The sequence below is a fragment of the Pseudomonas sp. CNPSo 3701 genome (assembly GCF_028674975.1).
Lineage (GTDB): Bacteria > Pseudomonadota > Gammaproteobacteria > Pseudomonadales > Pseudomonadaceae > Aquipseudomonas > Aquipseudomonas straminea.
In genome coordinates, this window is sequence record NZ_JAQZSI010000007.1 from 18,479 (window position 1) to 43,686 (window position 25,208).

27 protein-coding genes are annotated in these 25,208 nt (G+C 61.8%); 15 read left to right on the forward strand and 12 right to left on the reverse strand.

What is annotated here, in order from left to right:
• Positions 1-31: 31 nt before the first annotated feature.
• Both PVA39_RS19080 and ygfZ read right to left on the reverse strand, forming a co-directional pair.
• Entirely contained in the window at positions 32-868 is an 837-nt protein-coding gene (locus PVA39_RS19080; protein WP_274125372.1) for an HDOD domain-containing protein, read from the reverse strand.
• A 48-nt stretch (positions 869-916) separates the two neighbouring features.
• The gene (gene ygfZ / locus PVA39_RS19085; RefSeq protein ID WP_274125373.1) at positions 917-1,858 is read right to left on the reverse strand and encodes a CAF17-like 4Fe-4S cluster assembly/insertion protein YgfZ; all 942 of its coding nucleotides are present in this window, start codon (positions 1,856-1,858) and stop codon (positions 917-919) included.
• Positions 1,859-2,019: 161 nt separating this feature from the next.
• Between ygfZ and PVA39_RS19090 the strand changes: the two genes are divergently transcribed.
• Both PVA39_RS19090 and PVA39_RS19095 read left to right on the forward strand, forming a co-directional pair.
• Entirely contained in the window at positions 2,020-2,274 is a 255-nt protein-coding gene (locus PVA39_RS19090) for an FAD assembly factor SdhE (RefSeq protein WP_013792334.1), read from the forward strand.
• The gene (locus PVA39_RS19095; RefSeq protein ID WP_274125374.1) at positions 2,258-2,710 is read left to right on the forward strand and encodes a protein YgfX; all 453 of its coding nucleotides are present in this window, start codon (positions 2,258-2,260) and stop codon (positions 2,708-2,710) included. The genes PVA39_RS19090 and PVA39_RS19095 overlap by 17 nt, the downstream gene beginning before the upstream one ends.
• Here PVA39_RS19095 and nadB read toward each other — a convergent pair.
• Positions 2,679-4,295 carry an L-aspartate oxidase gene (nadB, locus tag PVA39_RS19100; protein ID WP_274125375.1) on the reverse strand — a complete coding sequence of 539 codons (1,617 nt, stop codon included), beginning with the start codon at positions 4,293-4,295 and terminating at the stop codon, positions 2,679-2,681. The two genes, PVA39_RS19095 and nadB, sit on opposite strands and share 32 nt — an antisense overlap.
• A 573-nt stretch (positions 4,296-4,868) precedes the next feature.
• Between nadB and rpoE the strand changes: the two genes are divergently transcribed.
• The 11 genes from rpoE to pdxJ all read left to right on the forward strand — a co-directional run bounded on the left by rpoE (position 4,869) and on the right by pdxJ (position 15,023).
• Entirely contained in the window at positions 4,869-5,450 is a 582-nt protein-coding gene (rpoE, locus tag PVA39_RS19105; RefSeq protein ID WP_013792331.1) for an RNA polymerase sigma factor RpoE, read from the forward strand.
• Positions 5,451-5,481: 31 nt separating this feature from the next.
• Positions 5,482-6,072: a sigma-E factor negative regulatory protein gene (locus PVA39_RS19110; protein WP_093502445.1), complete on the forward strand. Its 591-nt coding sequence runs from the start codon at positions 5,482-5,484 to the stop codon at positions 6,070-6,072.
• Positions 6,073-6,083: 11 nt separating this feature from the next.
• A complete protein-coding gene (locus PVA39_RS19115; protein ID WP_274125377.1) occupies positions 6,084-7,037 on the forward strand; it encodes a MucB/RseB C-terminal domain-containing protein in 954 nt (317 codons plus the stop codon).
• A gap of 150 nt (positions 7,038-7,187) precedes the next feature.
• Positions 7,188-8,573 (forward strand): DegQ family serine endoprotease, encoded by a 1,386-nt coding sequence (locus tag PVA39_RS19120; RefSeq protein ID WP_443200989.1) that lies wholly within the window; start codon positions 7,188-7,190, stop codon positions 8,571-8,573.
• 241 nt (positions 8,574-8,814) lie between these two features.
• Complete coding sequence (gene lepA, locus PVA39_RS19125) at positions 8,815-10,614, forward strand: translation elongation factor 4 (protein WP_013792327.1); 1,800 nt, start codon at positions 8,815-8,817, stop codon at positions 10,612-10,614.
• 5 nt (positions 10,615-10,619) lie between these two features.
• A complete protein-coding gene (gene lepB / locus PVA39_RS19130) occupies positions 10,620-11,474 on the forward strand; it encodes a signal peptidase I (RefSeq protein WP_274125379.1) in 855 nt (284 codons plus the stop codon).
• Between the two features lie 106 nt (positions 11,475-11,580).
• Positions 11,581-11,958 (forward strand): DUF4845 domain-containing protein, encoded by a 378-nt coding sequence (locus tag PVA39_RS19135; RefSeq protein WP_013792325.1) that lies wholly within the window; start codon positions 11,581-11,583, stop codon positions 11,956-11,958.
• A complete protein-coding gene (gene rnc, locus PVA39_RS19140; RefSeq protein WP_013792324.1) occupies positions 11,955-12,644 on the forward strand; it encodes a ribonuclease III in 690 nt (229 codons plus the stop codon). The genes PVA39_RS19135 and rnc overlap by 4 nt, the downstream gene beginning before the upstream one ends.
• Positions 12,637-13,539: a GTPase Era gene (gene era, locus PVA39_RS19145; protein ID WP_013792323.1), complete on the forward strand. Its 903-nt coding sequence runs from the start codon at positions 12,637-12,639 to the stop codon at positions 13,537-13,539. Before rnc ends, era begins: the two co-directional genes overlap by 8 nt.
• A 49-nt stretch (positions 13,540-13,588) precedes the next feature.
• Complete coding sequence (gene recO / locus PVA39_RS19150; protein ID WP_274125380.1) at positions 13,589-14,287, forward strand: DNA repair protein RecO; 699 nt, start codon at positions 13,589-13,591, stop codon at positions 14,285-14,287.
• Positions 14,280-15,023: a pyridoxine 5'-phosphate synthase gene (gene pdxJ, locus PVA39_RS19155; RefSeq protein WP_274125382.1), complete on the forward strand. Its 744-nt coding sequence runs from the start codon at positions 14,280-14,282 to the stop codon at positions 15,021-15,023. Before recO ends, pdxJ begins: the two co-directional genes overlap by 8 nt.
• On the opposite strand, the gene PVA39_RS19160 is transcribed toward pdxJ, so the two are convergent.
• Positions 15,020-15,922 (reverse strand): LysR substrate-binding domain-containing protein, encoded by a 903-nt coding sequence (locus tag PVA39_RS19160; RefSeq protein WP_274125384.1) that lies wholly within the window; start codon positions 15,920-15,922, stop codon positions 15,020-15,022. The two genes, pdxJ and PVA39_RS19160, sit on opposite strands and share 4 nt — an antisense overlap.
• A gap of 123 nt (positions 15,923-16,045) precedes the next feature.
• On the opposite strand from PVA39_RS19160, the gene PVA39_RS19165 reads away from it, so the two are divergent.
• Positions 16,046-16,321 carry a hypothetical protein gene (locus PVA39_RS19165; protein WP_274125386.1) on the forward strand — a complete coding sequence of 92 codons (276 nt, stop codon included), beginning with the start codon at positions 16,046-16,048 and terminating at the stop codon, positions 16,319-16,321.
• Positions 16,322-16,328: 7 nt separating this feature from the next.
• Here PVA39_RS19165 and cmoB read toward each other — a convergent pair whose 3' ends face one another.
• The 5 genes from cmoB to metR all read right to left on the reverse strand — a co-directional run bounded on the left by cmoB (position 16,329) and on the right by metR (position 19,901).
• Positions 16,329-17,297, reverse strand: coding sequence for a tRNA 5-methoxyuridine(34)/uridine 5-oxyacetic acid(34) synthase CmoB (gene cmoB / locus PVA39_RS19170; protein ID WP_274125388.1), 969 nt, complete (start codon positions 17,295-17,297; stop codon positions 16,329-16,331).
• Entirely contained in the window at positions 17,294-18,070 is a 777-nt protein-coding gene (gene cmoA / locus PVA39_RS19175) for a carboxy-S-adenosyl-L-methionine synthase CmoA (RefSeq protein WP_274125389.1), read from the reverse strand. The genes cmoB and cmoA overlap by 4 nt, the downstream gene beginning before the upstream one ends.
• Positions 18,071-18,152: 82 nt before the next feature.
• Positions 18,153-18,545: a protease inhibitor I42 family protein gene (locus PVA39_RS19180; protein ID WP_274125390.1), complete on the reverse strand. Its 393-nt coding sequence runs from the start codon at positions 18,543-18,545 to the stop codon at positions 18,153-18,155.
• A 76-nt stretch (positions 18,546-18,621) separates the two neighbouring features.
• Positions 18,622-18,951: a DHCW motif cupin fold protein gene (locus PVA39_RS19185; protein ID WP_274125391.1), complete on the reverse strand. Its 330-nt coding sequence runs from the start codon at positions 18,949-18,951 to the stop codon at positions 18,622-18,624.
• A gap of 29 nt (positions 18,952-18,980) precedes the next feature.
• Positions 18,981-19,901, reverse strand: coding sequence for a transcriptional regulator MetR (metR, locus tag PVA39_RS19190; RefSeq protein ID WP_027903309.1), 921 nt, complete (start codon positions 19,899-19,901; stop codon positions 18,981-18,983).
• A 210-nt stretch (positions 19,902-20,111) separates the two neighbouring features.
• Here metR and PVA39_RS19195 point away from each other — a divergent pair, with 210 nt between their 5' ends.
• Positions 20,112-21,101 (forward strand): alpha/beta fold hydrolase, encoded by a 990-nt coding sequence (locus PVA39_RS19195; RefSeq protein WP_274125392.1) that lies wholly within the window; start codon positions 20,112-20,114, stop codon positions 21,099-21,101.
• Here PVA39_RS19195 and glpD read toward each other — a convergent pair.
• The 3 genes from glpD to glpK all read right to left on the reverse strand — a co-directional run bounded on the left by glpD (position 21,025) and on the right by glpK (position 25,203).
• On the reverse strand, positions 21,025-22,620 hold the full coding sequence (gene glpD / locus PVA39_RS19200; RefSeq protein WP_274125393.1) for a glycerol-3-phosphate dehydrogenase: 1,596 nt from the start codon (positions 22,618-22,620) through the stop codon (positions 21,025-21,027). The two genes, PVA39_RS19195 and glpD, sit on opposite strands and share 77 nt — an antisense overlap.
• Positions 22,621-22,869: 249 nt before the next feature.
• A complete protein-coding gene (locus tag PVA39_RS19205; protein WP_027909947.1) occupies positions 22,870-23,625 on the reverse strand; it encodes a DeoR/GlpR family transcriptional regulator in 756 nt (251 codons plus the stop codon).
• Positions 23,626-23,706: 81 nt separating this feature from the next.
• On the reverse strand, positions 23,707-25,203 hold the full coding sequence (gene glpK / locus PVA39_RS19210; protein WP_274125394.1) for a glycerol kinase GlpK: 1,497 nt from the start codon (positions 25,201-25,203) through the stop codon (positions 23,707-23,709).
• Between the last annotated feature and the right edge of the window lie 5 nt (positions 25,204-25,208).

A 25,208-nucleotide genomic window follows, 5' to 3' on the forward strand; every position in this document is an offset into this window, starting at 1 on the left:
TGACGGGCGAGTCGGCCTCGCCCTGGATCGCTTACTGCAGCATGGTCATGGCAGCGTCCATCGCTGCCGACAGGTCTTCGTCGGCATGGATGTCCAGGTCCGGCTTGATGCCGAGCTTGGCGAACGCCGGAATCTGGCTCCAGTCCAGCTGGGTGTAGGGGTGCGGGGTGCCGAGCATGCTCTGCAGCGTGGCTACCTGAACAATGTCGACGTAGTCCACCTTGCTGCTGTCGCGACTGAAGTTCAGGTACTGGCTGGGGATGCAGGCGATCATCTCCGGGAATTCCCAGGTGCGCAGGATCTTGTCGCCAATGATCGGATGGATCTGCTCGATCACGTGGTTGAGGCTGATCGAGTCGGACAGCAACTCGCTGTGTTCTTCGGCGTAGGTGAGAATCGGCAGTACACCGATCTGATGAACCAGGCCGGCAAGGGTGGCCTGGTCCGGCATCAGGCGGGTGTAGTGGCGGCACAATACGTGACAGATGCCGGCGATCTCGGTGCTTTTGGTCCACACTTCGCGCATCTTGCGGTCGACCACATCGGTGGTCGCCTGGAACATCTGCTCCATGGCCAGGCCCGTGGCGAGGTTGCAGGTGTAATTGATGCCCAGGCGGCCGATGGCCATCTGCAGGTCGGTGATTTCCCGGTTGGTGCGCAGCAGGGGGCTGTTCACCACCTTGATGATGCGTGCGGTGAGCGCGGCGTCGTTACCGATCACTTTGGTCATCTCGGGAATACCCACGTTGGGGTCTTCCGCTGCCTCGCGAACTTTCAGGGCGACCTCGGGCAGGGTGGGTAGCACCAGTTCATCGTTGTCGATGGCCCGGGTCAGATCCAGCAGAACTTTCTCGGCGAGTTTGCTCATGAAATTCTCGTTATTGGCAGAGTGATGACAGGCGAAGCGCAGTGTACGTCAGCGCTGGATCTCGCGGTTGCTGTCCAGCGTATACGGCAACTCGAGCAGCTCGAGCGGTAACCCTTCCAGGCTGCCCAGGTGGATATGGCCGTCGAGTGCGGCATCTTCCTGCAGCACTGCCAAGAGCTCGACGCCCTCGGTGCTCTCTGCTGCCAGCACCACTTCGCCCACCGCGCTGCGGTGCACCGGCGAAAACAGTTCGCTGCCTGGCGCGGGCAGTTGATCACCGGTCATGCGCAGGCGATACAGGCGCCGCTTGAGCTTGCCTAGGTACTGCATGCGGGCAACGATTTCCTGGCCGGTGTAACAGCCCTTCTTGAAACTCACCCCCCCAACTGCCTGCAGGTTGATCATTTGCGGGATGAATAGCTCGCGGGTGCTACCGGTTACCTGGCCGATACCGGCGCGGATCTGCGCCAGCAGCCAGTCATTTAGGCTGGCTTCAGGAAGCGCTTCGCTCAGGCGTGAATGCAGGGCTTCGGCTTGCTCGGCTGGTGCCCACAGTTCGGCGCGGCCATCGCTGAGGCGAATGGCGATCAGCGTACCCGTACTGGCAACGCTGTCAGCCTCGGCTGCGAGTTCGAGCCCAAGGGCCTGCAGAGTAGCATCGGCGCCGCGCAGCCCGAAGCGAATCCAGGCAGCGCTTTCGTCGCCGAGCTTGGCCTTGGAGAACACCGCGTATTTCTGCAGCTCGGCCAGTTGCGGCTCGAGCAGTTCGCGGCTCATGGCCAGGAGAAAGCCGTCGGCTACGCTAACAATACGAAAGCTCGACAGCATACGGCCCTTGGGTGTGCAGCGTGCGCCAAGACTGGAGCCGCTGGTGCCGAGGTAATTGATGTTGCAGGTGATCTGGCCCTGCAGGAACTTACCCGCATCGGGGCCGCGCACGGCAAGGATGCCTTCGTGGGTGAGCGGGCAAAAGAAAGCGCTGTCGGCCATGGTCAGGACAATCGTGGGTAAAGAATGAGGAGGCCATGATAAGAGCAGCGGCAAGCGTCTAGCTACAGGCAAAAAAGCGCCGCCGGTCAATTATCGCGGCGACGCTGATCCGCTCGGTTGCTGTTGGTATACTGCCGGCCTTTTTTCCGAGGAGCACTGCCATGGTCGACGCCGTTGAACTCAATCGCCTTTTCTGGCACAGCCGGCGCGGCATGCTGGAGCTGGACGTGTTGCTGGTGCCTTTCGTGCAGGAGGTTTATGCCACGCTCGACGAAGAGGACCGCGCCCGCTACCGCAAGCTGCTCGAGTGCGAGGATCAGGACATGTTCGGCTGGTTCATGCAGCGTGGCGAGCCCGAGGATGCCGATCTGCGCCACATCGTTCGCATGATTCTGGATCGTGTCCAGCCCAAGTAAACGCTTCGAATGTGACTGGCGGCCGTCGCGGCGGCTGCTGGAAATCTACCTGTGCGCCCAGGCCCTGGCGCTGCTGGCCTTGCTACTCGTCGAGATTCCCTTGTGGGCGCGTCTGCTAGCCGCACTCACCTGTGCCGGCCATGCCGCCTGGGTGCTTCCCAGGCAGGTGCTGCTGACCCATCCGGCCGTGTTCAAGCGGTTGCGTCATGACGACGAGGGCTGGCAGTTGGCGAGGCGCGACGGGCAATGGCAACCAATCACCCTGCAGCCGGACAGTATGGCGCTGCCCTGGCTAGTCATCGTGCGTTATCGTCTGCCGGGCCACTGGTTTACCCGCAGCCTTTGTATTGCTGCCGACGCCATGCCGCGCGACATGCATCGGCGCCTGCGGGTACGCCTGAAGTTCAGTCGTCAGCGTTGGCGGGTTGCAGAATAGTGTCCTGCGCGTCGGGCAGCAGGCCCGGGTAATCCAGGGTGTAGTGCAGCCCTCGCGATTCCTTGCGCGCCATGGCGGAGAGAATCATCAGCTCGGCCACCTGAGCCAGGTTGCGTAGCTCGATCAGATCCCGGCTGACTTTGTAGTTGCTGTAGAACTCGTCGATCTCGTCGAGCAGCAGGCGTACGCGATGTTGGGCGCGCTGCAGGCGTTTGGTGGTGCGCACGATCCCTACGTAATCCCACATGAAGCGCCGCAGTTCATCCCAGTTGTGGGCGATGATCACGTCCTCGTCCGAGTCAGTGACCTGGCTGGCGTCCCAGGAGGGTAGGTCTGCCGGCATCGCCACTTTGTCCAGGTTCGCGACTATGTCGGCAGCGGCCGAGCGGGCATACACGAAACATTCGAGCAGCGAGTTGCTAGCCATGCGGTTGGCGCCGTGCAGGCCGGTAAAACTGGTTTCGCCAATGGCGTAAAGGCCTTCCACGTCGCTGCGCCCGGCCTTATCGACCAGCACGCCGCCGCAGGTGTAATGAGCGGCGGGCACCACGGGGATGGGCTGGCAGGTGATGTCGATACCGAACTCCAGGCAGCGCTGGTAGACGGTCGGGAAGTGGTTTCTGACGAAGTCCGCCGGCTTGTGGCTGATATCCAGGTAGACGCAGTCGATACCCAGGCGCTTCATCTCGTGGTCGATGGCGCGGGCCACGATGTCCCGTGGCGCCAGTTCCTCGCGCGGATCGAAGCGCGGCATGAAGCGCTCGCCGTTGGGAAGGCGCAGCAGAGCGCCTTCGCCGCGCAGTGCCTCGGTAATCAGAAAGCTCTTGGCCTGCGGGTGATAAAGGCAGGTGGGATGGAACTGGTTGAATTCCAGATTGCCGACCCGGCAGCCGGCGCGCCAGGCCATGGCGATGCCGTCGCCACAGGCGCCGTCGGGGTTGCTGGTATAGAGATAGACCTTGGCTGCGCCGCCAGTGGCGAGAATCACGAAACGCGCATGGTGGGTATCCACCTCGCCGCTGCGCCGGTTGAGCACGTAGGCGCCCAGGCAGCGACGGCCTTCGCGGCCGAGCTTGTGCTCGGTGATCAGGTCCACCGCGACTCGCTGTTCCAGCAGCGTGATATTGCCTCGCTCGCGGGTGCGTTCGAGCAGCGTATTGAAGATGGCTGCGCCGGTGGCGTCGGCGGCATGAATGATGCGCCGATGGCTGTGGCCGCCCTCGCGGGTCAGGTGAAATTCGTAACCGCCGTCTTCGCGGTCATGTTCGTCATCACGAGTAAAGGGCACACCTTGCTCGATCAGCCACTCTATTGCTTCACGGCTATGCTCCACGGTAAAGCGTACAGCGTCTTCACGACACAGGCCGGCACCGGCGTTGAGGGTGTCATCGACATGGGAGTCAACAGTGTCGCTGTGATCCAGTACAGCGGCGACGCCACCTTGGGCCCAGTAGGTCGAGCCATTGGTCAGCTCGCCCTTGCTCAGCACGGCGATGTGCAGATTGTCGGGAAGTGTGAGCGCCAGGGTAAGGCCGGCGGCTCCGCTGCCGATAATCAGAACATCGTGCTTAAAGTGTTGGCTCATTATTATGGGTTCCACTGGGTGGCGTGCAGCTGAAGGAGCGTTCCTCGACAGTCAGCTATTGCTTGTGCTGGTGGGTACTCCGACCGGCTACGCACATGCTGGCAACAGGGGCTTGCAGGACCACGGCTGGGGCTCGGCGGACTCTAGTATATAGAGGGAGCCAACGGCACAATAGCCGGCCCGGTAGGTAGCGCAGCGTGGAACGTGTATCGTGTCGGGATGGCGATATGCCTGCGTGGCTGGTCGCCTTGTTGGAGCTGCATTTTCTCCGCTGAAACCGGTATGAACTTTGTCATGGGGCAGGGTTCTATAGCGGAGTCGCCCCGGAGAGGGAAATGTGTCTGGCGAGTAAGTGAGCGAAGCGATTGTGCGATTCGATTCCGCTCGTCAGGTGATCTAAAGACAATTCGCGCAGCAGGCAGTGCCCTGGTGCGTGGTTTCGTGCAAAACCAAAAATGTTTTGTGGGAAGCTTGTTCGTAGGGGAGAGAACTTTTGCATATGAGTCGAGTCTATTTCGGCAGATCGATCTTCTGGCAGGTGCAGACCTCCTACGGGCTCAACGAGGAGTATTCATGCTAACCCAGGAAGAAGATCAGCAGCTGGTCGAGCGCGTGCAGCGCGGTGACAAGCGAGCATTCGATCTGTTGGTGCTGAAGTATCAGCACAAGATTCTCGGGTTGATCGTGCGATTCGTGCACGACACCCATGAAGCTCAGGATGTCGCCCAGGAAGCTTTTGTAAAAGCTTATCGGGCACTTGGAAACTTTCGCGGTGACAGTGCGTTCTATACATGGCTGTACCGCATCGCCATCAACACGGCGAAGAATCATCTCGTTTCTCGTGGCCGTCGGCCGCCGGACAACGACGTAAGTGCAGAGGATGCCGAGTTCTATGATGGCGACCACGCCCTCAAGGATATCGAATCTCCCGAGCGTGCCCTGTTGAGGGATGAAATCGAAGCAACCGTGCATCGAAGCATCCAGCAACTGCCAGAAGATTTACGAACGGCGCTAACGTTACGTGAATTTGATGGTCTGAGTTATGAAGACATTGCGAGCGTCATGCAATGTCCAGTTGGTACCGTGCGTTCGCGAATCTTTCGGGCGCGTGAAGCCATCGACAAGTCCCTGCAACCCTTGTTGCAGGAAGCCTGAGACAGCGGCGACAGCCAAGAGAGGAACCGCTATGAGTCGTGAAGCCCTGCAGGAATCGCTGTCCGCGGTGATGGATAACGAAGCGGATGAACTTGAACTTCGGCGTGTGCTCGGTGCGAGCAACGATGCTGAACTGCGTGCCACCTGGTCGCGTTACCAGGTAGCTCGCGCCGCGATGCACAAGGACCTGCTCGTGCCGAAACTGGACATCGCTGCAGCCGTTTCTGCGGCCTTGGAAAACGATGAAACTCCAGTCGTTGCACAAGAAAAGGTCGTGCGTGGTCCGTGGCGTAGCCTAGGTCGCGTCGCAGTAGCTGCAACCGTGACGGTTGCCGTGCTGGCTGGCGTACGTTTCTACAATCAGGACGACGTTTCTGGTGCCCAGTTGGCGCAGCAGGATCAGCCGGCCATCGCACTGCCGCAAGCTCAGGGACCGGCCATTCTGGCAGGCTTCAAGACTTCGGATGAGCAGCCGGCCGTAGAAACCGTTTCTGCCGAAGGTGAAGGCTGGCACGAACAGCGTCTGCCTGAGTACCTGCGTCAGCATGGTCAGCAGTCTGCCCCAGGCGCTGCTGAGAACGCTCTGCCTTTCGCTCGGTCTGCGAGTGTAGAAGAGCGTTAAGATCTACGTGTATGCGCTGCATTCTCGTCACGTCCCTGGTGCTCAGCGGTATTTTGGCAACCCCTGCCATAGCCGCTGATGCGCAGGGATGGTTGCAGAGGCTGAGTCAGGCCGAAAGCAAGCAAAGCTTCCAAGGCACCTTCGTTTACGAACGCAACGGCAATCTTTCTGCCCACAGTATCTGGCGTCAGGTCGAGCCGGGAGGTTCTGTGCGTGAGCGCTTACTGCAGCTCGACGGCACGCCCCAGGAAATGCTTCGGATCAATGGTCAGGCGCAGTGCGTCAACGGGCCTATCGCTTCTGCGGTGGTCGATGAGCAAGCCTGGCCTGCCCATGGCCTTGATGCCAAACAGATAGAGCAATGGTACGAGCTGCGCCTCGATGGGGAGTCCCGTGTAGCGGGGCGTTCTGCCGTGGTTCTCGGTCTGGTTCCTCGTGATCAGCATCGCTATGGCGTTCAGCTGTACGTGGACAAGGAAACCGGTTTGCCGCTCAAGTCGCTGCTGGTCAATAACCGCGGCGAACTGCTCGAGCGTTTTCAGTTTACCCAGTTGGATACCGCTGATACGCAGCCAGCCTCCGTGCTGCAGCCATCCACCGATTGTTCGCCTGTGCGGGTCGTCAAGGCGCGCACGCCGTCGGTGGAGTCCTGGCGTTCGGAGTGGTTGCCCCCGGGTTTCAGCCTCAGTGCCGTGACTCAGCAGCGCAGCCCTGTATCCAGCGATAGCGTCGACTGCCTGGTCTATGATGACGGCCTGGCGCGTTTTTCCGTCTTCCTCGAACCCCTGCATGATGCTGCTGTGGCAGATGCCCGCAATCAGCTGGGTCCTACCGTGGCGGTTTCGCGGCGCCTGACAACCGATGATGGTGATGTCATGGTTACCGTGGTGGGCGAAATTCCGTTGGGGACCGCGGAGCGTGTCGCCATGTCGATGCGCGCCGCAGACATGCATGCTGCTCGGTAGCAATCGACGAAACGAATCAAGGCCGATGTGCCACCCGTATGTTGTACCAATGGCCCCGCAGGGGCCTCGTTTGTTCTGGATGGGGAAGAAACTGCAATGTCGATGCCTAGCCTGAAAAAATACGCTGCCGCGTTGTTCGCGGTGTTTCTGATGGGGCAGTCGGTGGCGGCGCATGCGCAACTGCCGGACTTCACCCCGTTGGTCGAGGCGGCTTCACCTGCCGTGGTCAATATCAGCACGCGGCAGAAAGTGCCGAATGCCGTCGCCAGTAATGGCGGGCTTTCCGTTCCGGATCTGGAAGGTCTGCCGCCGATGTTCCGCGAGTTCTTTGAGCGCAGCATTCCCCAGCAGCCGCGTGCGCCAGGTGGCGGTGGTCGGCAGCGTGAGGCGCAGTCGCTGGGCTCGGGCTTCATCATCTCCAAGGATGGCTACATCCTGACCAACAATCATGTGGTGGCCGATGCCGATGAAATCATCGTGCGTCTGTCCGACCGCAGTGAGCTGGAAGCCAAGCTGATCGGTACCGATCCGCGCAGCGATGTGGCGCTGCTCAAAGTCGAGGCCAATGACCTACCCACCGTTAAGCTGGGTAACTCCGACAACCTCAAGGTCGGTGAGTGGGTGCTGGCCATCGGTTCGCCGTTCGGCTTCGATCATTCGGTCACCGCCGGTATCGTCAGTGCCAAGGGCCGCAGCCTGCCGAACGAAAGCTACGTGCCGTTCATCCAGACTGACGTGGCGATCAACCCGGGTAATTCCGGTGGTCCGCTGTTCAACCTGGATGGCGAAGTGGTTGGCATCAACTCGCAGATCTTCACCCGTTCAGGTGGCTTCATGGGCCTGTCTTTCGCCATTCCTATGAGCGTGGCGATGGATGTGGCCGACCAGCTCAAGGCCAGCGGCAAGGTTAGCCGCGGCTGGCTGGGCGTGGTGATCCAGGAAGTGAACAAGGATCTGGCCGAGTCCTTCGGTCTCGACAAGCCGGCAGGTGCGCTGGTTGCTCAGGTGCTCGAAGATGGCCCGGCAGCCAAGGGTGGCCTGCAGGTGGGGGACGTGATTCTCAGTCTCGATGGCAAGCCAATCATCATGTCCGCTGATTTGCCGCATCTGGTCGGCGCCCTGAAGCCAGGTACCAAGGCCAACTTGGAAATAGTCCGCGAAGGGTCGCGCAAGACCCTGAAAGTGGCGGTCGGCACCATGCCTGCCGATGATGGCGATGGGGCCAGCGACGACGCTGCGCCAAGTGCCGAGCGCAGCAGCAATCGCCTGGGTGTCAGCGTTGCCGAACTGACCGACGAGCAGAAGAAAGCCCTGGATCTGCGCGGTGGTGTGGTGATCCGTGAAGTCCAGGATGGGCCGGCGGCGCTGATTGGCCTGCGTCCGGGCGATGTGATTACCCATCTGAACAACCAGGCGATCAGCTCGGCGAAGAACTTCACCGAGGTGGCGCAATCGCTGCCGAAGAACCGTTCGGTGTCGATGCGCGTGCTACGTCAGGGGCGTGCCAGCTTTATCACCTTCAAGTTGGCTGAGTAATAGAGCCAGTAGTTGAGGGCGAGAAGGGCGACGAAAGTCGCCCTTTTTCGTGTCTGTCTCGCCACCTTCCCATGAAGAGCTGCACGGGAAATTTCTGCCTTTGGAGGCGAGTGAGTCAAACGTACATTCAATTACTGCGCGCGTGCGCTTGTCCTGACGTGACGTGGGGGCAACCACTCGGGTAAACTTCGCGGCTATTTTCGGCGGGCATTCGCCTGCGCCCTTTTTCGAGTGTTGTCCTGTGAGTGACCTGAGTCATATCCGCAATTTTTCCATCATTGCCCACATTGACCACGGCAAGTCGACGCTGGCTGACCGTTTCATCCAGATGTGCGGCGGCCTGACCGCGCGCGAGATGGAGGCTCAGGTTCTCGATTCCATGGACCTGGAGCGTGAGCGCGGCATCACCATCAAGGCCCACAGCGTCACTCTGTACTATAAGGCGAAGGACGGCATTACCTACCAGCTGAACTTCATCGACACGCCCGGTCACGTCGACTTCACCTATGAGGTGAGCCGCTCGCTGGCGGCCTGTGAAGGTGCGCTGCTGGTAGTCGATGCGGGGCAGGGCGTGGAAGCGCAGTCGGTCGCCAACTGCTACACCGCCATTGAGCAGGGCCTGGAAGTCATGCCTGTGCTGAACAAGATGGACCTGCCGCAGGCAGACCCCGATCGCGTCAAGGACGAGATCGAGAAGATCATCGGTATCGATGCCAGCGACGCCGTAGCCTGCAGTGCCAAGAGCGGCATGGGCGTGGATGAGGTGCTCGAGCGCCTGGTGCAGGCGATTCCAGCGCCGACCGGCGAGATCGAGGCGCCGCTGCAGGCGCTGATCATCGACTCCTGGTTCGACAACTACCTGGGCGTCGTGTCCCTGGTGCGCGTGCGCCACGGTCGCGTCAAGAAGGGCGACAAGATTCTGGTCAAGTCCACCGGCAAGGTGCACCTGGTCGACAGCGTCGGGGTGTTCAATCCCAAGCACACGGCTACCGCCGACCTCAAGGCCGGCGAAGTGGGCTTCATCATCGCCAGCATCAAGGACATTCACGGTGCGCCAGTGGGCGACACCCTGACCTTGAGCTCCACGCCCGACGTGGAGATGCTGCCGGGCTTCAAACGCATCCAGCCGCAGGTCTATGCCGGCCTGTTCCCGGTCAGCTCCGATGATTTCGAGGACTTCCGCGATGCCCTGCAGAAGCTGACCCTCAATGATTCGTCCCTGCAATATCTGCCGGAAAGCTCCGACGCCCTCGGCTTCGGCTTCCGTTGCGGCTTCCTGGGCATGCTGCACATGGAAATCATCCAGGAGCGCCTCGAGCGCGAATACGACCTGGACCTGATCACCACCGCGCCGAGCGTTATTTTCGAAGTCGTGCTCAAGACCGGTGAAACCATTTACGTGGACAACCCGTCGAAGCTGCCGGATGTGTCCTCGGTCGAAGATTTCCGTGAGCCGATCGTACAAGCCACGATCCTGGTTCCGCAGGAACATCTGGGCAACGTTATTACCCTGTGCATCGAAAAGCGCGGCGTGCAGCGTGACATGCAGTTCCTCGGCACCCAGGTTCAGGTTCGCTACGACCTGCCGATGAACGAAGTGGTACTCGACTTCTTCGACCGTCTGAAATCCACCAGCCGTGGCTATGCCTCGCTGGATTATCATTTCGACCGTTACCAGTCGGCCAACCTGGTCAAGCTGGACGTGTTGATCAACGGCGACAAGGTCGATGCGCTGGCGCTGATCGTGCACCGTGACAACGCCCACTACAAAGGGCGTCAGTTGACCGAGAAGATGAAGGACCTGATTCCTCGGCAGATGTTCGACGTGGCGATCCAGGCAGCCATTGGCGGTCAGATCGTGGCGCGAACCACTGTCAAGGCATTGAGAAAGAACGTTCTGGCCAAGTGCTACGGCGGTGACGTGAGCCGTAAGCGCAAACTGCTGGAGAAGCAGAAGGCCGGTAAGAAGCGCATGAAGCAGGTGGGGAACGTGGAGATTCCACAGGAAGCCTTCCTTGCTGTACTCAAGTTGGATAGCTAGGGCCTATGTCATTCAATTTTCCGCTGTTGCTGGTCATTGCCGTCGCCGTGTGTGGCGCCCTGGCCTTGTTCGATCTGGTATTCCTGGCGCCGCGGCGTCGTGCAGCGATTGCCAGCTACCAGGGCAAGGTCGACCAAGTCGACGACGCAGTGGTCGAGAAGCTCAACAAGGAACCCTTGCTGGTCGAGTACGGTAAGTCGTTCTTTCCGGTGCTGGCCATCGTGCTGGTGCTGCGCTCCTTTCTGGTTGAGCCGTTCCAGATTCCATCCGGCTCGATGATCCCGACTCTGGAAGTCGGCGATTTCATCCTGGTCAACAAGTTTGCCTACGGCATTCGCCTGCCGGTGCTGGACACCAAGGTGATTGAAGTCGGCGACCCGCAGCGCGGCGACGTCATGGTGTTCCGCTACCCGAGCGACCCTAACGTCAACTACATCAAGCGCGTCATCGGCCTGCCGGGTGATCACGTGCGCTACAGCAGCGACAAGCGCCTGTTCATCAATGACAAGCCGGTGGCCGAGCAACTGATTGGCGAAGAGCCGGGCAGCCTGGGCAGCGCCACGCTGTACAACGAGCGCCTGGGCGATGTGGAGCACCGCATCCGCAAGGAGATGACCCGCTACCGAGCCGAGCCCGGCAAGGAGTGGACCATTCCTGAAGGGCACTACTTCATGATGGGCGACAACCGCGACAACTCCAACGACAGCCGTTACTGGAACGACCCGAATATCCCCAAAGACGTACTGGGCATGGTTCCGGATCGCAACATCGTCGGCAAGGCGTTCGCCATCTGGATGAGCTGGCCGGATCCGAAGTTCAAGACCCTGCCGAACTTCTCCCGTGTCGGGCTCATTCACTGATCTGATGAAAATTTGCGGCGCCGTTCAATACGGCGCCGCCAGCTATCTATAGTCTTGTCATGCGCGCGACGCGCATCGGACTATCTGGATACTTTTGGGGATGAACATGAAATTCGCACGCTCGCAGCAGGGCTTGTCGATCGTCAGTTGGCTGGTGGTACTGGCTGTCGTGGCGTTTCTGGCCAGCACGGCGTTCAAGGTGGTACCGCATTACCTCGACTACATGTCGATGGAAAAGATCATCACCTCCGTGGAAACCGACCGCCTGCAGGAAGTGCGGACCGTGGGCGATTTCTATAGCCACGTCAGCCGTGGTATGACGGTCAACAGCATCCGCGACCTGAACATGCAGGACGCGCTGAAGGTGACCCAGGATGGCAACGAGTTTCTTGCCCACCTCAAGTATGAAAAACGTGAGCACCTGATCGAGAACATCGATCTGGTGGTTAATTTCGATAAAGAATTTCGTGTGCGTATGCCGTGAGTGTTTCGTTGACCCGCCTCGAGCGCCAGCTCGGGCATAGCTTCAAGGACCAGGATCTGATGATCCTGGCCCTGACCCATCGCAGTTTTGCCGGACGCAACAATGAGCGTCTGGAGTTCCTCGGTGATGCCATTCTCAATTTCGTCGCTGGCGAGGCGCTCTACGAGCGCTTCCCCCAGGCCCGCGAAGGCCAGCTGTCGAGGCTGCGCGCGCGGCTGGTGAAGGGCGAGACCCTGGCCGTACTGGCGCGCGGTTTCGATCTTGGAGAGTACCTGCGCCTGGGCTCCGGTGAACTGAAGAGCGGGGGTTTTCGCCGCGACTCGATCCTGGCCGACGCCCTGGAAGCCCTGATCGGTGCCATCTATCTGGATGCCGGCATGGACGTCGCCCGCGAACGCGTGCTGGCCTGGCTGACAAACGAACTGGACGGCCTGACCCTGGTCGATACCAACAAGGACCCCAAGACCCGTCTGCAGGAATTCCTGCAGTCGCGTGCTTGCGAGCTGCCGCGTTACGAGGTGGTCGACATCCAGGGCGAACCCCATTGCCGGACATTCGTGGTCGAATGTCAGGTCAATCTACTCAATGACAAGACCCTGGGCCAAGGCGCCAGCCGCCGGATCGCCGAACAGGTCGCGGCCACTGCCGCGCTGATCGCCCTGGGTGTGGAGAACGGCAATGACTGATTCGCCCGTAACGCGCTGTGGCTATGTCGCCATCGTTGGCCGGCCCAACGTGGGCAAGTCGACGCTGCTCAACCACATTCTCGGTCAGAAGCTGGCGATCACCTCGCGCAAGCCGCAGACCACTCGCCACAACATGCTCGGCATCAAGACCGAGGGTGACGTGCAGGCGATCTACGTCGATACGCCCGGCCTGCACAAGAACAACGACAAGGCGATCAACCGCTACATGAACAAGAACGCCTCGTCGGCCCTCAAGGATGTCGACGTGGTGATCTTCGTAGTCGATCGCACCCGCTGGACTGACGAGGACCAGATGGTGCTCGAGCGCGTCCAGTATGTCGAAGGCCCGGTGATCCTGGCGGTCAACAAGACCGATCGCCTGGAAGACAAGGCCGACCTGATGCCGCACCTGCAGTGGCTGGCGCAGCAGTTGCCCAATGCCGAGATCGTGCCGGTGTCGGCGCAGCAGGGGCACAACCTCGATGCTTTGGAAAAGCTGGTAGGCGAGCGCCTGCCCGAGGGTGTGCACTTCTTTCCGGAAGACCAGATCACCGACCGCTCCGGGCGTTTCTTCGCCGCCGAGCTGGTACGCGAGAAGATCATGCGTCAGCTCGGTGCCGAGCTGCCGTACCAGATCACCGTGGAGATCGAGGAGTTCAAGCGCGAAGGGCGGATCATGCATATCCATGCACTGATCCTGGTCGAACGTGATGGTCAGAAGAAGATCATCATCGGCGAGAAGGGCGAGCGCCTCAAACGCATTGGCCAGGAAGCGCGCAAGGACATGGAGTCGATGTTCGACACCAAGGTCATGCTCAACCTGTGGGTCAAGGTGAAGAGTGGCTGGTCCGATGACGAACGCGCCCTGCGTTCGCTCGGTTACGACGATATCTGAACCCGGCATCCGCCGCGCCGCGGCTGGCTAACTCAGCGAGTTTCTTCCCATGCTTGCGCTCAGCCAGCCCGCCTATGTCCTGCACAGTCGCGCGTACCGCGAGAGCAGCGCGCTGGTCGACTTTCTCACCCCGCAAGGCCGTTTGCGCGCCGTGTTGCGTGGTGCGCGGGGCAAGGCCGGTAGCCTGGCGCGGCCGTTCATTCCCCTGGAGCTGGAAACCCGCGGCCGCGGCGAGCTGAAGAACGTCGGTCGCCTGGAAGCCGCCGGCATTCCCAACCTGCTCTCCGGCGAGGCGCTATTCAGCGGCCTGTACCTCAACGAGTTGCTGATTCGCGTGCTGCCCGCCGAAGACCCGCACCCGGTGATTTTCGAGCATTACGCCATGAGCATCCTGGCGCTGGCCCAGGGTCGCCCGCTGGAGCCGATCTTGCGCGCGTTCGAATGGCGACTGCTCGATGAACTCGGCTATGGTTTCGCCCTCGACAGCGACGTGCAGGGCAATCCCGTGGTCGGCGACGGCTTGTACCGGCTGGAGGCCGACAGCGGCTTTCTGCCCATCGGCCATTGGCAGCCCGGCGCCTTTCTCGGTAGCGAGTTGTTGGCCATGGCCGATGCGGACTGGAGCACGCCCGGTGCCCTGGCCGCGGCCAAGCGCCTGATGCGCCAGGCACTCGCCCCTCATCTCTGCGGTCGACCGCTGGTCAGCCGCGAATTGTTCATGACGCTCAAGGAGCCGACTCGTGACTGAAGCCAACCGTGTTTTGCTGGGCGTGAATATCGATCACGTCGCCACGCTGCGCCAGGCGCGCGGCACTCGCTATCCCGATCCGGTAAAAGCCGCACTGGACGCCGAAGAGGCGGGCGCCGATGGCATCACCGTGCACCTGCGTGAAGATCGCCGGCATATTCAGGAGCGCGACGTGCGCGTGCTCAAGGAAGTCATGCAGACGCGCATGAACTTCGAGATGGGCGTGACCGACTTCATGCTCGACTTCGCCGAGGAGATACGCCCCGAGCACGTGTGCCTGGTACCGGAAACCCGCCAGGAACTGACCACCGAAGGTGGCCTGGATGTCGCCGGCCAGGAAGCGCGGATTGCCGCAGCGGTAACACGCCTGGCGGCCGTTGGCAGCGAGGTTTCGCTGTTCATCGATGCTGACCCGCGGCAGATCGAGGCAAGCAAGCGCGTCGGCGCACCGGCCATCGAATTGCATACCGGGCGGTATGCCGATGCGCACACGCCGCAAGACGCGGCTGCCGAACTGCAGCGCATTCGAGAAGGCGTCGCCCTGGGCGTGTCGCTGGGGTTGATCGTCAACGCCGGCCACGGTCTGCATTACCACAACGTCGAGCCGGTCGCGGCGATCCCCGGTATCAACGAGCTGAACATCGGCCATGCGCTGGTCAGCCACGCGCTGTTCGTCGGCTTCAAGGAAGCCGTGCGTGAGATGAAGCAACTAATCCAGAGCGCAGCAGCGCGCTAACGGCTTGCCCCGTAGGCCACCGCCACCTGCGCCGCCAGCGCTTCGGCGGCGGCGCCACGGTTGCTGCCACGCAGCAATTTGATGTGGTAATCGCCCAGTGGCGGCAGGCCATGCTCCTGCTGGGAAAGGCGGCGCAGCGGCGGTTTGACCAGGCTGGCCGGGAAGGCCGCGATAGCCAGGTCGGCAAGCAATGCCGCTTCCTGGCCTGCGCACTGCTCGCTGGAATAGGCGATGCGGTAATGGCGACCTATCCGATCCAGTCCGTCCATGGCCGCGCGCCGCCAGGCGCAGCCGTGACTGGCGACTGCCAGGGGTAAAGGCGTGCGCTTGATCGCCAGGCCGCCATCTCGGCCTGCCCACACCAGCGATTCGCTGCAGATGACGTCGCCTCGGGAGTCGTCGGTATCGTGATCGCCCGTATTGAGCAGGGTGAGGTCGAGTTCGCCGGCATCCAGGCGCTCGATCAGCTCGCAGCTGCGCCCCACCGAGACGTCGACCTGAACCGCAGGATGGCTCAGGGCGAACTGGGCCAGCAGTTCCGGCAACGAGCCCACGCCGATATCGAAGGGCGTGCCGAAACGCACGGTGCCTGCCAGGTTCGGGGTCAGAAACTGCGAAACCGCTTCTTCGTTCAGCCTGAGCAGGCGCCTGGCGTAAACGAGCAGGATCTCGCCATCGGCAGTTAGTCGCACACGGCGACTCTCGCGTAGAAACAGCGTCCGGCCCAGGGTTTGCTCAAGGCGCTTGATCTGCTGGCTGACCGCCGCCGTGGTGCGAAAAATCTGCGCAGCGGTGCGGGTAAAGCTGCCGCTTTCGGCGATACCGACGAAGGTCTTCAGCACATCGCTTTCCAGCAATGGCAATGCACTGGGCAAATCGGCGGGCAATGGACTGGTCATGTGTATTAAGTATTTATTAATTGATCATTAGGTATTTGTCGTTTTAATTAACGTTAAACCCAACTCAAGCTGTCGGCAAGCGATCACCGATCACCGGTGGACACTGGCTGCAGGAGAGTTGTCATGAGATCCAATGAACGGCACGCCGCGCACAACGGGTGCGCCAACCAAATGAAGTCGACAGGTGCCAACCCCCACGAGCTAATTCAATGGCTGAGCGACTGGTACTTCGCCTGGGCGTGGCGGCGCAAGATGCGTCGGCTGCTGATGCTCGAGAGCGCCGGTCAGGTCCGTCTGGGCAGCGCGTACGAGCGCGTCAGCGTCGGAGCGCAGATGCCTCTGAGCCTGATAGCGGCGCGACAAGCCGAATGGCGCAGCAAGGGTGACGGGGCCGACTAGGCCGCTATCAGGGCTTGCGGGCGACCATGACGGCGCGGCGCGGTGCCGGCAGGCCCTCGACGGTGCGGCGATGGTCCAGCGGGTCGAGGAACTCGGGCAGCGACTGGTAGCGCATCCACTCGGTGCTGCGCTGTTCCTCGACCGAGGTGACGCTGACGTCCACGCAGCGCACGTCAAGCAAGCCGGCGCGGCGCAGCCATAGCTCCAGCGCCGGCACCGACGGCAGGAACCACACATTGCGCATCTGCGCGTAGCGGTCTTCGGGGACCAGCACCTGCTGGGCGTCGCCTTCCACCACCAGGGTTTCCAGCACCAGTTCGCCACCCTTGCGCAGGCAGTCCTTGAGTTCGAGCAGGTGGTCGACGGGCGAGCGGCGGTGATAGAGCACGCCCATGGAAAATACCGTGTCGAAGCCCAGCAGCTTCGGTGGCAGCTCTTCGATACCGAGCGGTAGGTGCCAGGCGGGCAGATCCGGCAGGCAGTTCTTCATCGCCAGGAACTGGCAGAGGAACAGCCAGTTCGGGTCGATACCGACCACGCTGCGGGCGCCGGCGCCGAGCATGCGCCACATGTAGTAGCCATTGCCGCAGCCGACGTCGAGCACGCGTCTGCCTCTGAGGTCCAGATGCGGGGCAACGCGCTGCCATTTCCAGTCCGAGCGCCATTCGGTGTCCACGTGCACGCCGAAGGTATGGAAGGGGCCTTTGCGCCAGGGAATCAGGCCGCGCAGGGCGCTGTCCAGCGCGGCTCGGGTGGCGTCATCGCAGGGGCCGTCGAGGCGAAAGTCCTCTTGCAGGTCGATCTGCTCGGCATTCAGTGCCGGCAGCGCTTCGACGGCGGCGTACCAGCGCTGCAGGTCGCCATGGCCGATGGCCAGCTTGGCGTCGATCTGCGCGGGCAGGTCGGCGCTCCAGTCCTGCAGAGGTGTACCGGCCAGCTCGGCCTGCAGGGCGTCAAGATCCATGCGGCGCATCATGGCAGAGCCACCAGGGAGGCGAAGTTCAGGCACTGGAACCACGGCACCACCTTGCTGAAGCCAGCAGTGTGCAGGCGTTCGCGGTGCTGTTCGAGGCTGTCGGGCAGCATGACGTTTTCGATCGCGCTGCGCTTCTGGGCGATTTCCAGTTCGCTGTAGCCATTGGCTCGCTTGAAGGCGATGTGCAGGTCGGTGAGCAGGGCATGTTGTTGCTCGTCTTCGAAGCGCAGTTTCTCGGAGAGGATCAGCGCGCCACCGGGTAGCAGGGTGTTGCGAATACGGCTCAGCAACTCCAGGCGGTTTTCCGGGGCAATGAACTGCAGGGTGAAGTTCATCGCCACCAGGGAGGCGGGCTGCCAGTCCATGGCGAGAATGTCGGCTTCGATGACGTCGACCGGCAGCAGCTCCTGGAACATGGCGTCCTGGGCGTGCAGGTACTCGCGGCAGCGCTCGACCATGGCGCTGGAGTTGTCCACGGCGATCACCCGGCAACCGTCCGCCTGTACGTGGCGGCGCAGCGCCTGGGTGACGGCGCCCAGTGAGCAGCCCAGGTCATAGAGCAGGCTGCCGGGCTGGGCGAACTGGCCCGCCAGCACGCCGATGTTCTCGACGATGGTCGGGTAGCCCGGCACCGAGCGCTTGATCATGTCGGGAAAGACCCGGGCCACGTCCTCGTTGAAGACGAAATCCGGCACCTGATCCAGTGGCTGGGCGAAGAGTTGGTCGGGCTGTTTGTTCACGGTCGGTCTGCATGGCGCTGGAAAGGCGCGCATTTTAGCCAAGTCCGGCGATTAGCCAAACCTCGCTGCAGGCCTGAGGCGATGTTCGGCCTGCATGGGGCGTTGCAGATGGCCTTTAGCGCACGTGGATCTGGCAATCGAAGGTGTCGGCCGGCGCGGTGCTGGTGTCCCAGGGCTGGGCGTAGGTCAGCAGCAGCTGCGCCTCGCCGGGCTCGGTGGCCTGGAAGCGCCAGGTGGAGTGGCCGTCACCGCCGACTAGGTCAGAGTCTTCCTCGCTGCTGTAGACCTCCGGGCCCAGCGCCTTTAGTACCGCTGCAGCGTCTTCCTGCACCGTCCAGCGGTAGCCTGTCGTCGGGTTGCTCGGCAGGCTAAGGATCAGTTGCTGGCCAGCCTGCAGGCTGATCGGGCACTGGCTCTGCTTCTGCACCTGCAGGGTTTTCGAGGGGCTGGCGCAGGCACCCAGCAGAACCAGGCCGGCGATAACGGGCAGACGATAGGCGTTGATCATGACGGGCTCCAGGCGCAGAAAACGACCGCCAGCATAACGGCAGAACGGCGAGGCTGTAACCCGTCGGCGGCCCGATTCAGTCGACGATGAACAGGCGAGCGCCGGTGCTCGTCGAGCTGCGGTGCGCCTCGGCGCCATCGGCGACCTGATAACTCATGCCAGGGGTCATCACGAAACGGCGGCCGTCATCGAGTTCGGTATGCAGCTCACCTTCCAGGCAGAACAGGATGTGGCCCTTCTTGCACCAGTGGTCGGCCAGGTAGCCTGCCGTGTACTCGACCATGCGTACGCGCAGCGCACCGAACTGGCAGGTACGCCAGTAGGCGGTGCCGGTTTCTCCGGTATGTTCGGTGGCTTCGATCTGGCTCCAGTCGGTGACGCCAAAGGGGATATCGCTGATGTTCATCGCAGGTCTCTGTAAAGTGAAGTGAGGCACTACTGCCGAGCGACGCTGACGCCTTCGAGATTGGCGAACGAGGTGTCCTTGGCCGTGAGCAGGAAATCACGCATGAACGGCGCATCGAGCATGTCGGTGCGCACGCCAGCGTAGAGCGTGGCGAACAGGCCCTTTTCGCCAAGACGCTTGGCGGTCACGTAACCGCGCGAGCTGTACTCGTGCAGGGCCCAATTGGGCAGGCCGCAAACGCCGCGGCCGCTGGCCACCAGTTGCATCATCATCACCGTCAGCTCGGAGGTACGCACCTGGGCCGGCTCGATGTCGGCGGGCTCCAGAAAGCGGGTGAAAATATCAAGACGATCACGCTCCACCGGGTAGGTGATCAGCGTTTCCTTGAGCAGATCTTCGGGGCGGATATAGGGACGACTGGCCAGGGCGTGCTGGTTAGCCACCGCCAGCATGGCTTCGTAGGTGAACAGCGGCACATAGGTGATGCCGGACAGCTCTACAGGATCAGATGTCACCACCAGGTCCAGATCGCCACGGGCCAGAGCGGGCAGCGGCGCGAAGGAGAAGCCCGATGCCAGATCCAGCTCGACTTCCGGCCAGGCATCACGGAACTGGTCGATGGTCGGCATCAGCCATTGAAAGCAGCTGTGGCACTCGATCGCCATGTGCAGGCGACCGGCCGTGCCGCCGGCCAGGCGCGACAGATCGCGCTCGGCGCTGCGCAGCAGAGGCAGTACGGCGTCGCTCAGCTGCAGCAAGCGTAGCCCGGCACTGGTGAATCGCACCGGCTTGGTCTTGCGCACGAAAAGCTGCATGCCGAGGCGCTCCTCCAACTCCTTGAACTGGTGCGACAGCGCTGACTGGGTCAGGTGCAGGCGGTCAGCCGCTTCGACCAGGCTGTCGGTTTCCCGCAGAGCATGGAGCGTCTTCAAATGGCGGATTTCGAGCATTTAGGTACCTGTATAATATTCAACTGCTCCGGAACTAAGATGAGCAGCGCTCATGCTGTGTAGTGTCGCCTGACGTCTGGCCTGCTGTCGAGCCGCCTTGATCACCCGCTTGGCAGGTTTCATCAAACTGTCACCGTTTTATGGCGGCGAGCCGTACGCCATCACTGCAACACTTGTCTGCTATCCGGCTTTTCGTTCGTGGAACTCATGATGCGCATCGTTATTTTTCTGGCGGCCTTGCTGGGCAGCTTTTCGTGTCTGGCGGCTGAGGCGTGCAAGGTCGGCACGGATGTCGAGCGCGTGTCGCTGGGCGAGGTAAGCCTGGCCTACCAGAGCATCGGTCGTGACAGCGATCCGGCATTGCTGCTGGTCATGGGGCTGGGTGGGCAACTGATCCATTGGCCGGATGACGTGGTCGAGCAGCTGTGCGAGCAGGGTTTCCGGGTGATTCGCTTCGATAATCGGGATGTAGGCCTGAGCAGTTGGAATGCCAAGGCGCCCGAGGCCAATCTGGCGTATGAGGTGCTGCGCTACCGGCTTGGACTGTCGGTCGACGCGCCCTATCGGCTGCGCGATATGGCCGGCGATGCCCTGGGTTTGATGGATGCGCTAGGAATTCAGGATTTCCATCTGCTGGGCGCGAGCATGGGCGGGATGATCGCCCAGCACATCGCCGACATGGCGCCGCAACGAGTGCGCAGCCTGACCTTGGTGATGACCAGCTCAGGCGCCCAAGGCTTGCCGGCACCCAGCCCGGCGCTGCTAAAGTTGCTGGCGCGCCGCGAGGCGCCGAGCCGAGAGGCGGCCCTGGAGCAACAGGCGGATCTGCTGGCCGCGTTGGGCAGTCCGGCTGTAGTGGATGACCGGGCGATGCTCTTGCATCAGGCTGAAGTGGCCTACGACCGCGCCTTCAATCCGGCAGGCGTAGAGCGGCAATTGTTGGCGATTCTTGCCGAGAGCAGCCGGGTGGATCTGCTAAACCGGCTGCAGGTGCCGACGCTGGTGGTGCATGGCACCGCCGACCCGCTGCTACCGGTGATGCACGGCGTGCATGTGGCGGCGCATATTCGCGGCAGCGAGCTGCGGCTCATTCCCGGGCTCGCTCACCGCTTTCAGGAGCGTTTCAAAGCGCCGTTGCTTGCCGCGGTACTGCCACACCTTCAAGCGCATCGGCTGGACGCGCAACTGGTACAGCTGTAAGCAGGGCAGGCGCAGTGGGCGCAAGGTAGGCTTCCAGCCGGCTGCGCTCGGCGGCCGTCAGGAACAGGCCCAGCTTGCTGCGGCGCCAGAGAATGTCGTCCACCTCGATGGCCCATTCCTGCTCGCGCAGGTAATCCACCTCGCGGGCATACAGGTCGTGGCCGAAGTGTTCGCCCAGGTCGCTTTCGCTCTGCACGTTTTCCAGTAGCAGCCAGGTACGGCTGCCGTAAGTGACCGCCCAGCGTTTGGCCAAGTCGGCATTCAGCCAGCTGTGGCGGGCACGCAGTGCTTCGATCAGGCTTTCGCGGCTCTGCATGTTCTCACCGCCCGGCAGCGGCGCATCGGCGGTCCAGCGCGCTTTCATGTTCGGGAAGAACGGCGCGAGTTGCGCCATTGCCGACTCCGCCAGCTTGCGATAGGTGGTCAGCTTGCCGCCGAATACTGAGAGCAGCGGTGGTTCATTGCCTTGGGCCGACAGCGACAGGGTGTAGTCGCGGGTGATGGCCGAGGGCTCGTCGGACTCGTCGTCGCATAGTGGGCGTACACCGGCGTAGCTATGGATGATGTCGTCACGGCTCAGGGACTTGCGGAAGTGATCGTTGACCACTTTGAGCAGGTAATCGGTTTCTTCGTCGCTGATGCTCACGGTTGCCGGGTCGCCCTGGTACTCGCGGTCCGTGGTGCCGATCAGTGTGAAGCGATCCAAGTAGGGAATGGCGAAGACGATGCGGCGGTCTTCGTTCTGCAGGATAAAGGCCTCCTTGCCGTCGTAAAGGCGCGGCACCACGAAGTGGCTGCCCTGGATCAGGCGAATGCCGTAGGGCGACTTCTGCTGCAGATCGTCACGGATAAACCGCGCTACCCAGGGACCGGCTGCGTTGACCAGCGCCTTGGCGCGGATCGAGAAGCGGCTGCCATCGGCGCGCTCCAGATCGACTTCCCAGGCGCCCTGGTTGCGGCGTGCGCTGACGCAACGCGTATGGGTGTGTACATGGGCACCGTTCTCGCGGGCGGCCATGGCGTTGAGTACCACCAGGCGGGCGTCGTCGACCCAGCAATCGGAGTACTCGAAACCCTTGGTGATCCCGGGCTTCAGCGGGCTTTTGGCGCCGAAGGTGAGGCCACGCGAGCGCGGCAGCGCCTTGCGCTTGCCAAGGTTGTCATAAAGGAACAGACCGGCACGAATCATCCACGCCGGGCGCAGGTGCGGGCGATGGGGCAGGATGAAACGCATCGGGCTAACGATGTGCGGTGCTTTGGCCAGCAGCACTTCGCGCTCGGCCAGGGCTTCGCGCACCAGGCGGAACTCGTGGTGCTCCAGGTAGCGCAGGCCACCGTGAATCAACTTGCTGCTCGCCGACGAGGTGTGGCGTGCGAGATCGTCCTTTTCGCAAAGGAATACCGAGAGGCCGCGACCTGCCGCATCACAGGCGATACCGGCGCCATTGATGCCGCCGCCCACGACGGCAATATCGTAAACCTCGGACAGCGGGCTGTTGGTCAGGCTGGATGTGGACATCGTCGGGGCCTCGTCTAGCGTTTGTATTTTCAAATCGAACATAAATGTTCATTTTCGAAAATACTAGCGCATGAATAGTTATGCATCCAGTGGTGTTCGATCAAAAATAGCCAAGGAATGCGCTGGAATGAAAATTCACGAACATAATTACAGATGCCCGGGCGCCGAGAAGGTTCGCCCGGTGTTCGAATAGGAATAAAAAATGACACGCACCCGAGCGAGGAATCGCTCAGGTGGTGGGAGGAGGGGTCAGACGACTTCGAGGCGGATCTTGTGCTGATCCAGCAGTTGGCACAGGCCGGGCACCGGCTGTTCATCGGTGACCAGGCAATCGATCAGGCTGATCGGGCCGAGGCGGATCATCGCGTTGCGGCCGAACTTGCTGGAGTCGGCGGCTAGAATCACCTTGCGGGCATTGGCGATGATCGCCTGGGAGACGCGCACTTCCTGGTAGTCGAAATCCAGCAGGCTGCCGTCTTCATCGATGCCGCTGATGCCGACCAGGGCGAAGTCGACCTTGAACTGGTTGATGAAATCCACACTGGCCTGGCCCACCAGGCCGCCGTCGCGACGCACGTTGCCGCCGGTGAGCAGCACGTCGAAGTCATCCTTGGCGGCGAGCATCGAGGCGACGTTCAGGTTGTTGGTGATGATCTTCAGGTGGCTGTGGTTGAGCAGTGCCCGGGCGATGGCTTCGGTGGTGGTGCCAATGTTGATGAACAGCGAGGCGTGGTCGGGAATCTGCGCGGCCACCGCCTCACCGATGCGCTGCTTTTCCTGGCGCATCTGGTCGGCGCGCATCGCATAGGCGGTGTTCTCGACGCTGGAGTCGTAGGCGGCGCCGCCATGGTAGCGGCGCAGCAGGTTGGCATCCGCCAGCTGATTGATATCGCGGCGGATGGTTTGCGGAGTTACGACGAACTGGGTGGCCAGCTCCTCGATGCTGACATAGCCGCGTTCGCGGATCAGATCGAGGATTTGCTGCTGGCGAGGGGGCAGATTCATTGAATGTCCTTCGGGCCGCACGGAATTGCACCATGATGCCGCACGAACCTGCTCACTGCCAGTGACAGCCGGGGCTGTGGCTCACTTCTGTTCTTCGTGGGGCTGCCAGTCGCGGGTGCGATCGACGGCCTTTTTCCAGCCTTCGTAGAATTTCTCCTTATCTGCATCGGCCAGTTGCGGCTCGAACTCGCGCTCGATCACCGCCTTGCCGCGCAGCTCGTCCAGGCTGCTCCAGAAACCGGTGGCCAGACCCGCCAGGTACGCGGCGCCTTGGGCCGTGGTCTCGCGCATTTGTGGGCGCTCCACGTGGGTGCCGAGAATGTCGGCCTGGAACTGCATCAGGAAGTTGTTGGCCACCGCGCCACCGTCCACGCGTAGGGACTTGAGGCGCTCGCCGGAGTCCTGCTGCATGGCGTCGAGCACGTCGCGGGTCTGGTAGGCGATGGACTCCAAGGCAGCGCGGATGATGTGGTCGATCTTCACGCCACGAGTCAGGCCGAGCAGGCCGCCACGGGCGTAGGGGTCCCAGTAGGGAGCGCCGAGGCCGGTGAAGGCCGGGACCAGGTACACGCCGTTGCTGTCCTTGACCTTGCCGGCGAAGTACTCGGTGTCGTAGGCGTCGTTGACCACCTTCAGTTCATCACGCAGCCACTGGATGGTGGAGCCGGCGTTGAAGATCGCGCCTTCCAGCGCATAGGCCGGCTCGCCACGCGGGCCGCAGGCGATGGTGGTGAGCATGCCGTGCTGGGAGTGGACCGCCTTGTCGCCGGTGTTCATCAGCAGGAAGCAGCCGGTGCCGTAGGTATTCTTTGCCTGGCCCGGCTCGACGCACATCTGGCCGAACAGCGCGGCCTGTTGGTCGCCGGCGATACCGGCGATGGCGATGCCGCTCTTGGTATGGCCATAGACTTCGGACGAGGATTTGACTTCCGGCAGCATCTCGCGGGGGATATCCAGCACCTCCAGCATCTTGGCATCCCACTCGCGGGTGTGGATGTTGAACAGCAGGGTGCGCGAGGCGTTGGTGTAGTCGGTGACGTGCACCTTGCCACCGGTGAATTTCCAGATCAGCCAACTATCGATGGTACCGAACAGCAGTTCACCCTTGCGGGCGCGTTCGCGGCTGCCTTCGACGTGATCGAGAATCCACTTGAGCTTGGTGCCCGAGAAGTAGGGGTCGGTAACCAGGCCGGTGGTTTCCTTGATGTATGGCTCCAGGCCGTCGCGCTTGAGCTTCTGGCAGATCTCGGTGCTGCGTCGGCATTGCCAGACGACGGCGTTGTGGATCGGTCGGCCGGTATTCTTGTCCCACACCACGGTGGTTTCGCGCTGGTTGGTGATGCCGATGGCAGCCACCTGGTCATGGTGCAGCCCAGCCTGGGCCAGCGCTTCGACCATCACCGCGCTCTGGGTAGCGAAGATTTCCATGGGGTCGTGCTCGACCCAGCCGCTCTGCGGGTAGTGCTGGGTGAACTCGCGCTGGGCGATGCACACCACGTTGGCATCGCGATCGAAAATGATAGCGCGGGAGCTGGTAGTACCCTGGTCGAGGGCAATGATGTAGTTCTTGTCGGTCATGTCGA

Excerpts from the sequence above, each read along its gene's own strand:
- PVA39_RS19080 (WP_274125372.1), bottom strand. The coding sequence starts at position 868 with ATGAGCAAACTCGCCGAGAAAGTTCTGCTGGATCTGACCCGGGCCATC.
- ygfZ (WP_274125373.1), bottom strand. The coding sequence starts at position 1,858 with ATGGCCGACAGCGCTTTCTTTTGCCCGCTCACCCACGAAGGCATCCTT.
- PVA39_RS19090 (WP_013792334.1), top strand. The coding sequence starts at position 2,020 with ATGGTCGACGCCGTTGAACTCAATCGCCTTTTCTGGCACAGCCGGCGC.
- nadB (WP_274125375.1), bottom strand. The coding sequence starts at position 4,295 with ATGAGCCAACACTTTAAGCACGATGTTCTGATTATCGGCAGCGGAGCC.
- rpoE (WP_013792331.1), top strand. The coding sequence starts at position 4,869 with ATGCTAACCCAGGAAGAAGATCAGCAGCTGGTCGAGCGCGTGCAGCGC.
- PVA39_RS19110 (WP_093502445.1), top strand. The coding sequence starts at position 5,482 with ATGAGTCGTGAAGCCCTGCAGGAATCGCTGTCCGCGGTGATGGATAAC.
- PVA39_RS19115 (WP_274125377.1), top strand. The coding sequence starts at position 6,084 with ATGCGCTGCATTCTCGTCACGTCCCTGGTGCTCAGCGGTATTTTGGCA.
- PVA39_RS19120 (WP_443200989.1), top strand. The coding sequence starts at position 7,188 with ATGGGGCAGTCGGTGGCGGCGCATGCGCAACTGCCGGACTTCACCCCG.
- lepB (WP_274125379.1), top strand. The coding sequence starts at position 10,620 with ATGTCATTCAATTTTCCGCTGTTGCTGGTCATTGCCGTCGCCGTGTGT.
- PVA39_RS19135 (WP_013792325.1), top strand. The coding sequence starts at position 11,581 with ATGAAATTCGCACGCTCGCAGCAGGGCTTGTCGATCGTCAGTTGGCTG.
- era (WP_013792323.1), top strand. The coding sequence starts at position 12,637 with ATGACTGATTCGCCCGTAACGCGCTGTGGCTATGTCGCCATCGTTGGC.
- recO (WP_274125380.1), top strand. The coding sequence starts at position 13,589 with ATGCTTGCGCTCAGCCAGCCCGCCTATGTCCTGCACAGTCGCGCGTAC.
- PVA39_RS19160 (WP_274125384.1), bottom strand. The coding sequence starts at position 15,922 with ATGACCAGTCCATTGCCCGCCGATTTGCCCAGTGCATTGCCATTGCTG.
- PVA39_RS19165 (WP_274125386.1), top strand. The coding sequence starts at position 16,046 with ATGAGATCCAATGAACGGCACGCCGCGCACAACGGGTGCGCCAACCAA.
- cmoB (WP_274125388.1), bottom strand. The coding sequence starts at position 17,297 with ATGATGCGCCGCATGGATCTTGACGCCCTGCAGGCCGAGCTGGCCGGT.
- cmoA (WP_274125389.1), bottom strand. The coding sequence starts at position 18,070 with ATGCGCGCCTTTCCAGCGCCATGCAGACCGACCGTGAACAAACAGCCC.
- PVA39_RS19180 (WP_274125390.1), bottom strand. The coding sequence starts at position 18,545 with ATGATCAACGCCTATCGTCTGCCCGTTATCGCCGGCCTGGTTCTGCTG.
- PVA39_RS19185 (WP_274125391.1), bottom strand. The coding sequence starts at position 18,951 with ATGAACATCAGCGATATCCCCTTTGGCGTCACCGACTGGAGCCAGATC.
- metR (WP_027903309.1), bottom strand. The coding sequence starts at position 19,901 with ATGCTCGAAATCCGCCATTTGAAGACGCTCCATGCTCTGCGGGAAACC.
- PVA39_RS19195 (WP_274125392.1), top strand. The coding sequence starts at position 20,112 with ATGCGCATCGTTATTTTTCTGGCGGCCTTGCTGGGCAGCTTTTCGTGT.
- glpD (WP_274125393.1), bottom strand. The coding sequence starts at position 22,620 with ATGTCCACATCCAGCCTGACCAACAGCCCGCTGTCCGAGGTTTACGAT.
- PVA39_RS19205 (WP_027909947.1), bottom strand. The coding sequence starts at position 23,625 with ATGAATCTGCCCCCTCGCCAGCAGCAAATCCTCGATCTGATCCGCGAA.
- glpK (WP_274125394.1), bottom strand. The coding sequence starts at position 25,203 with ATGACCGACAAGAACTACATCATTGCCCTCGACCAGGGTACTACCAGC.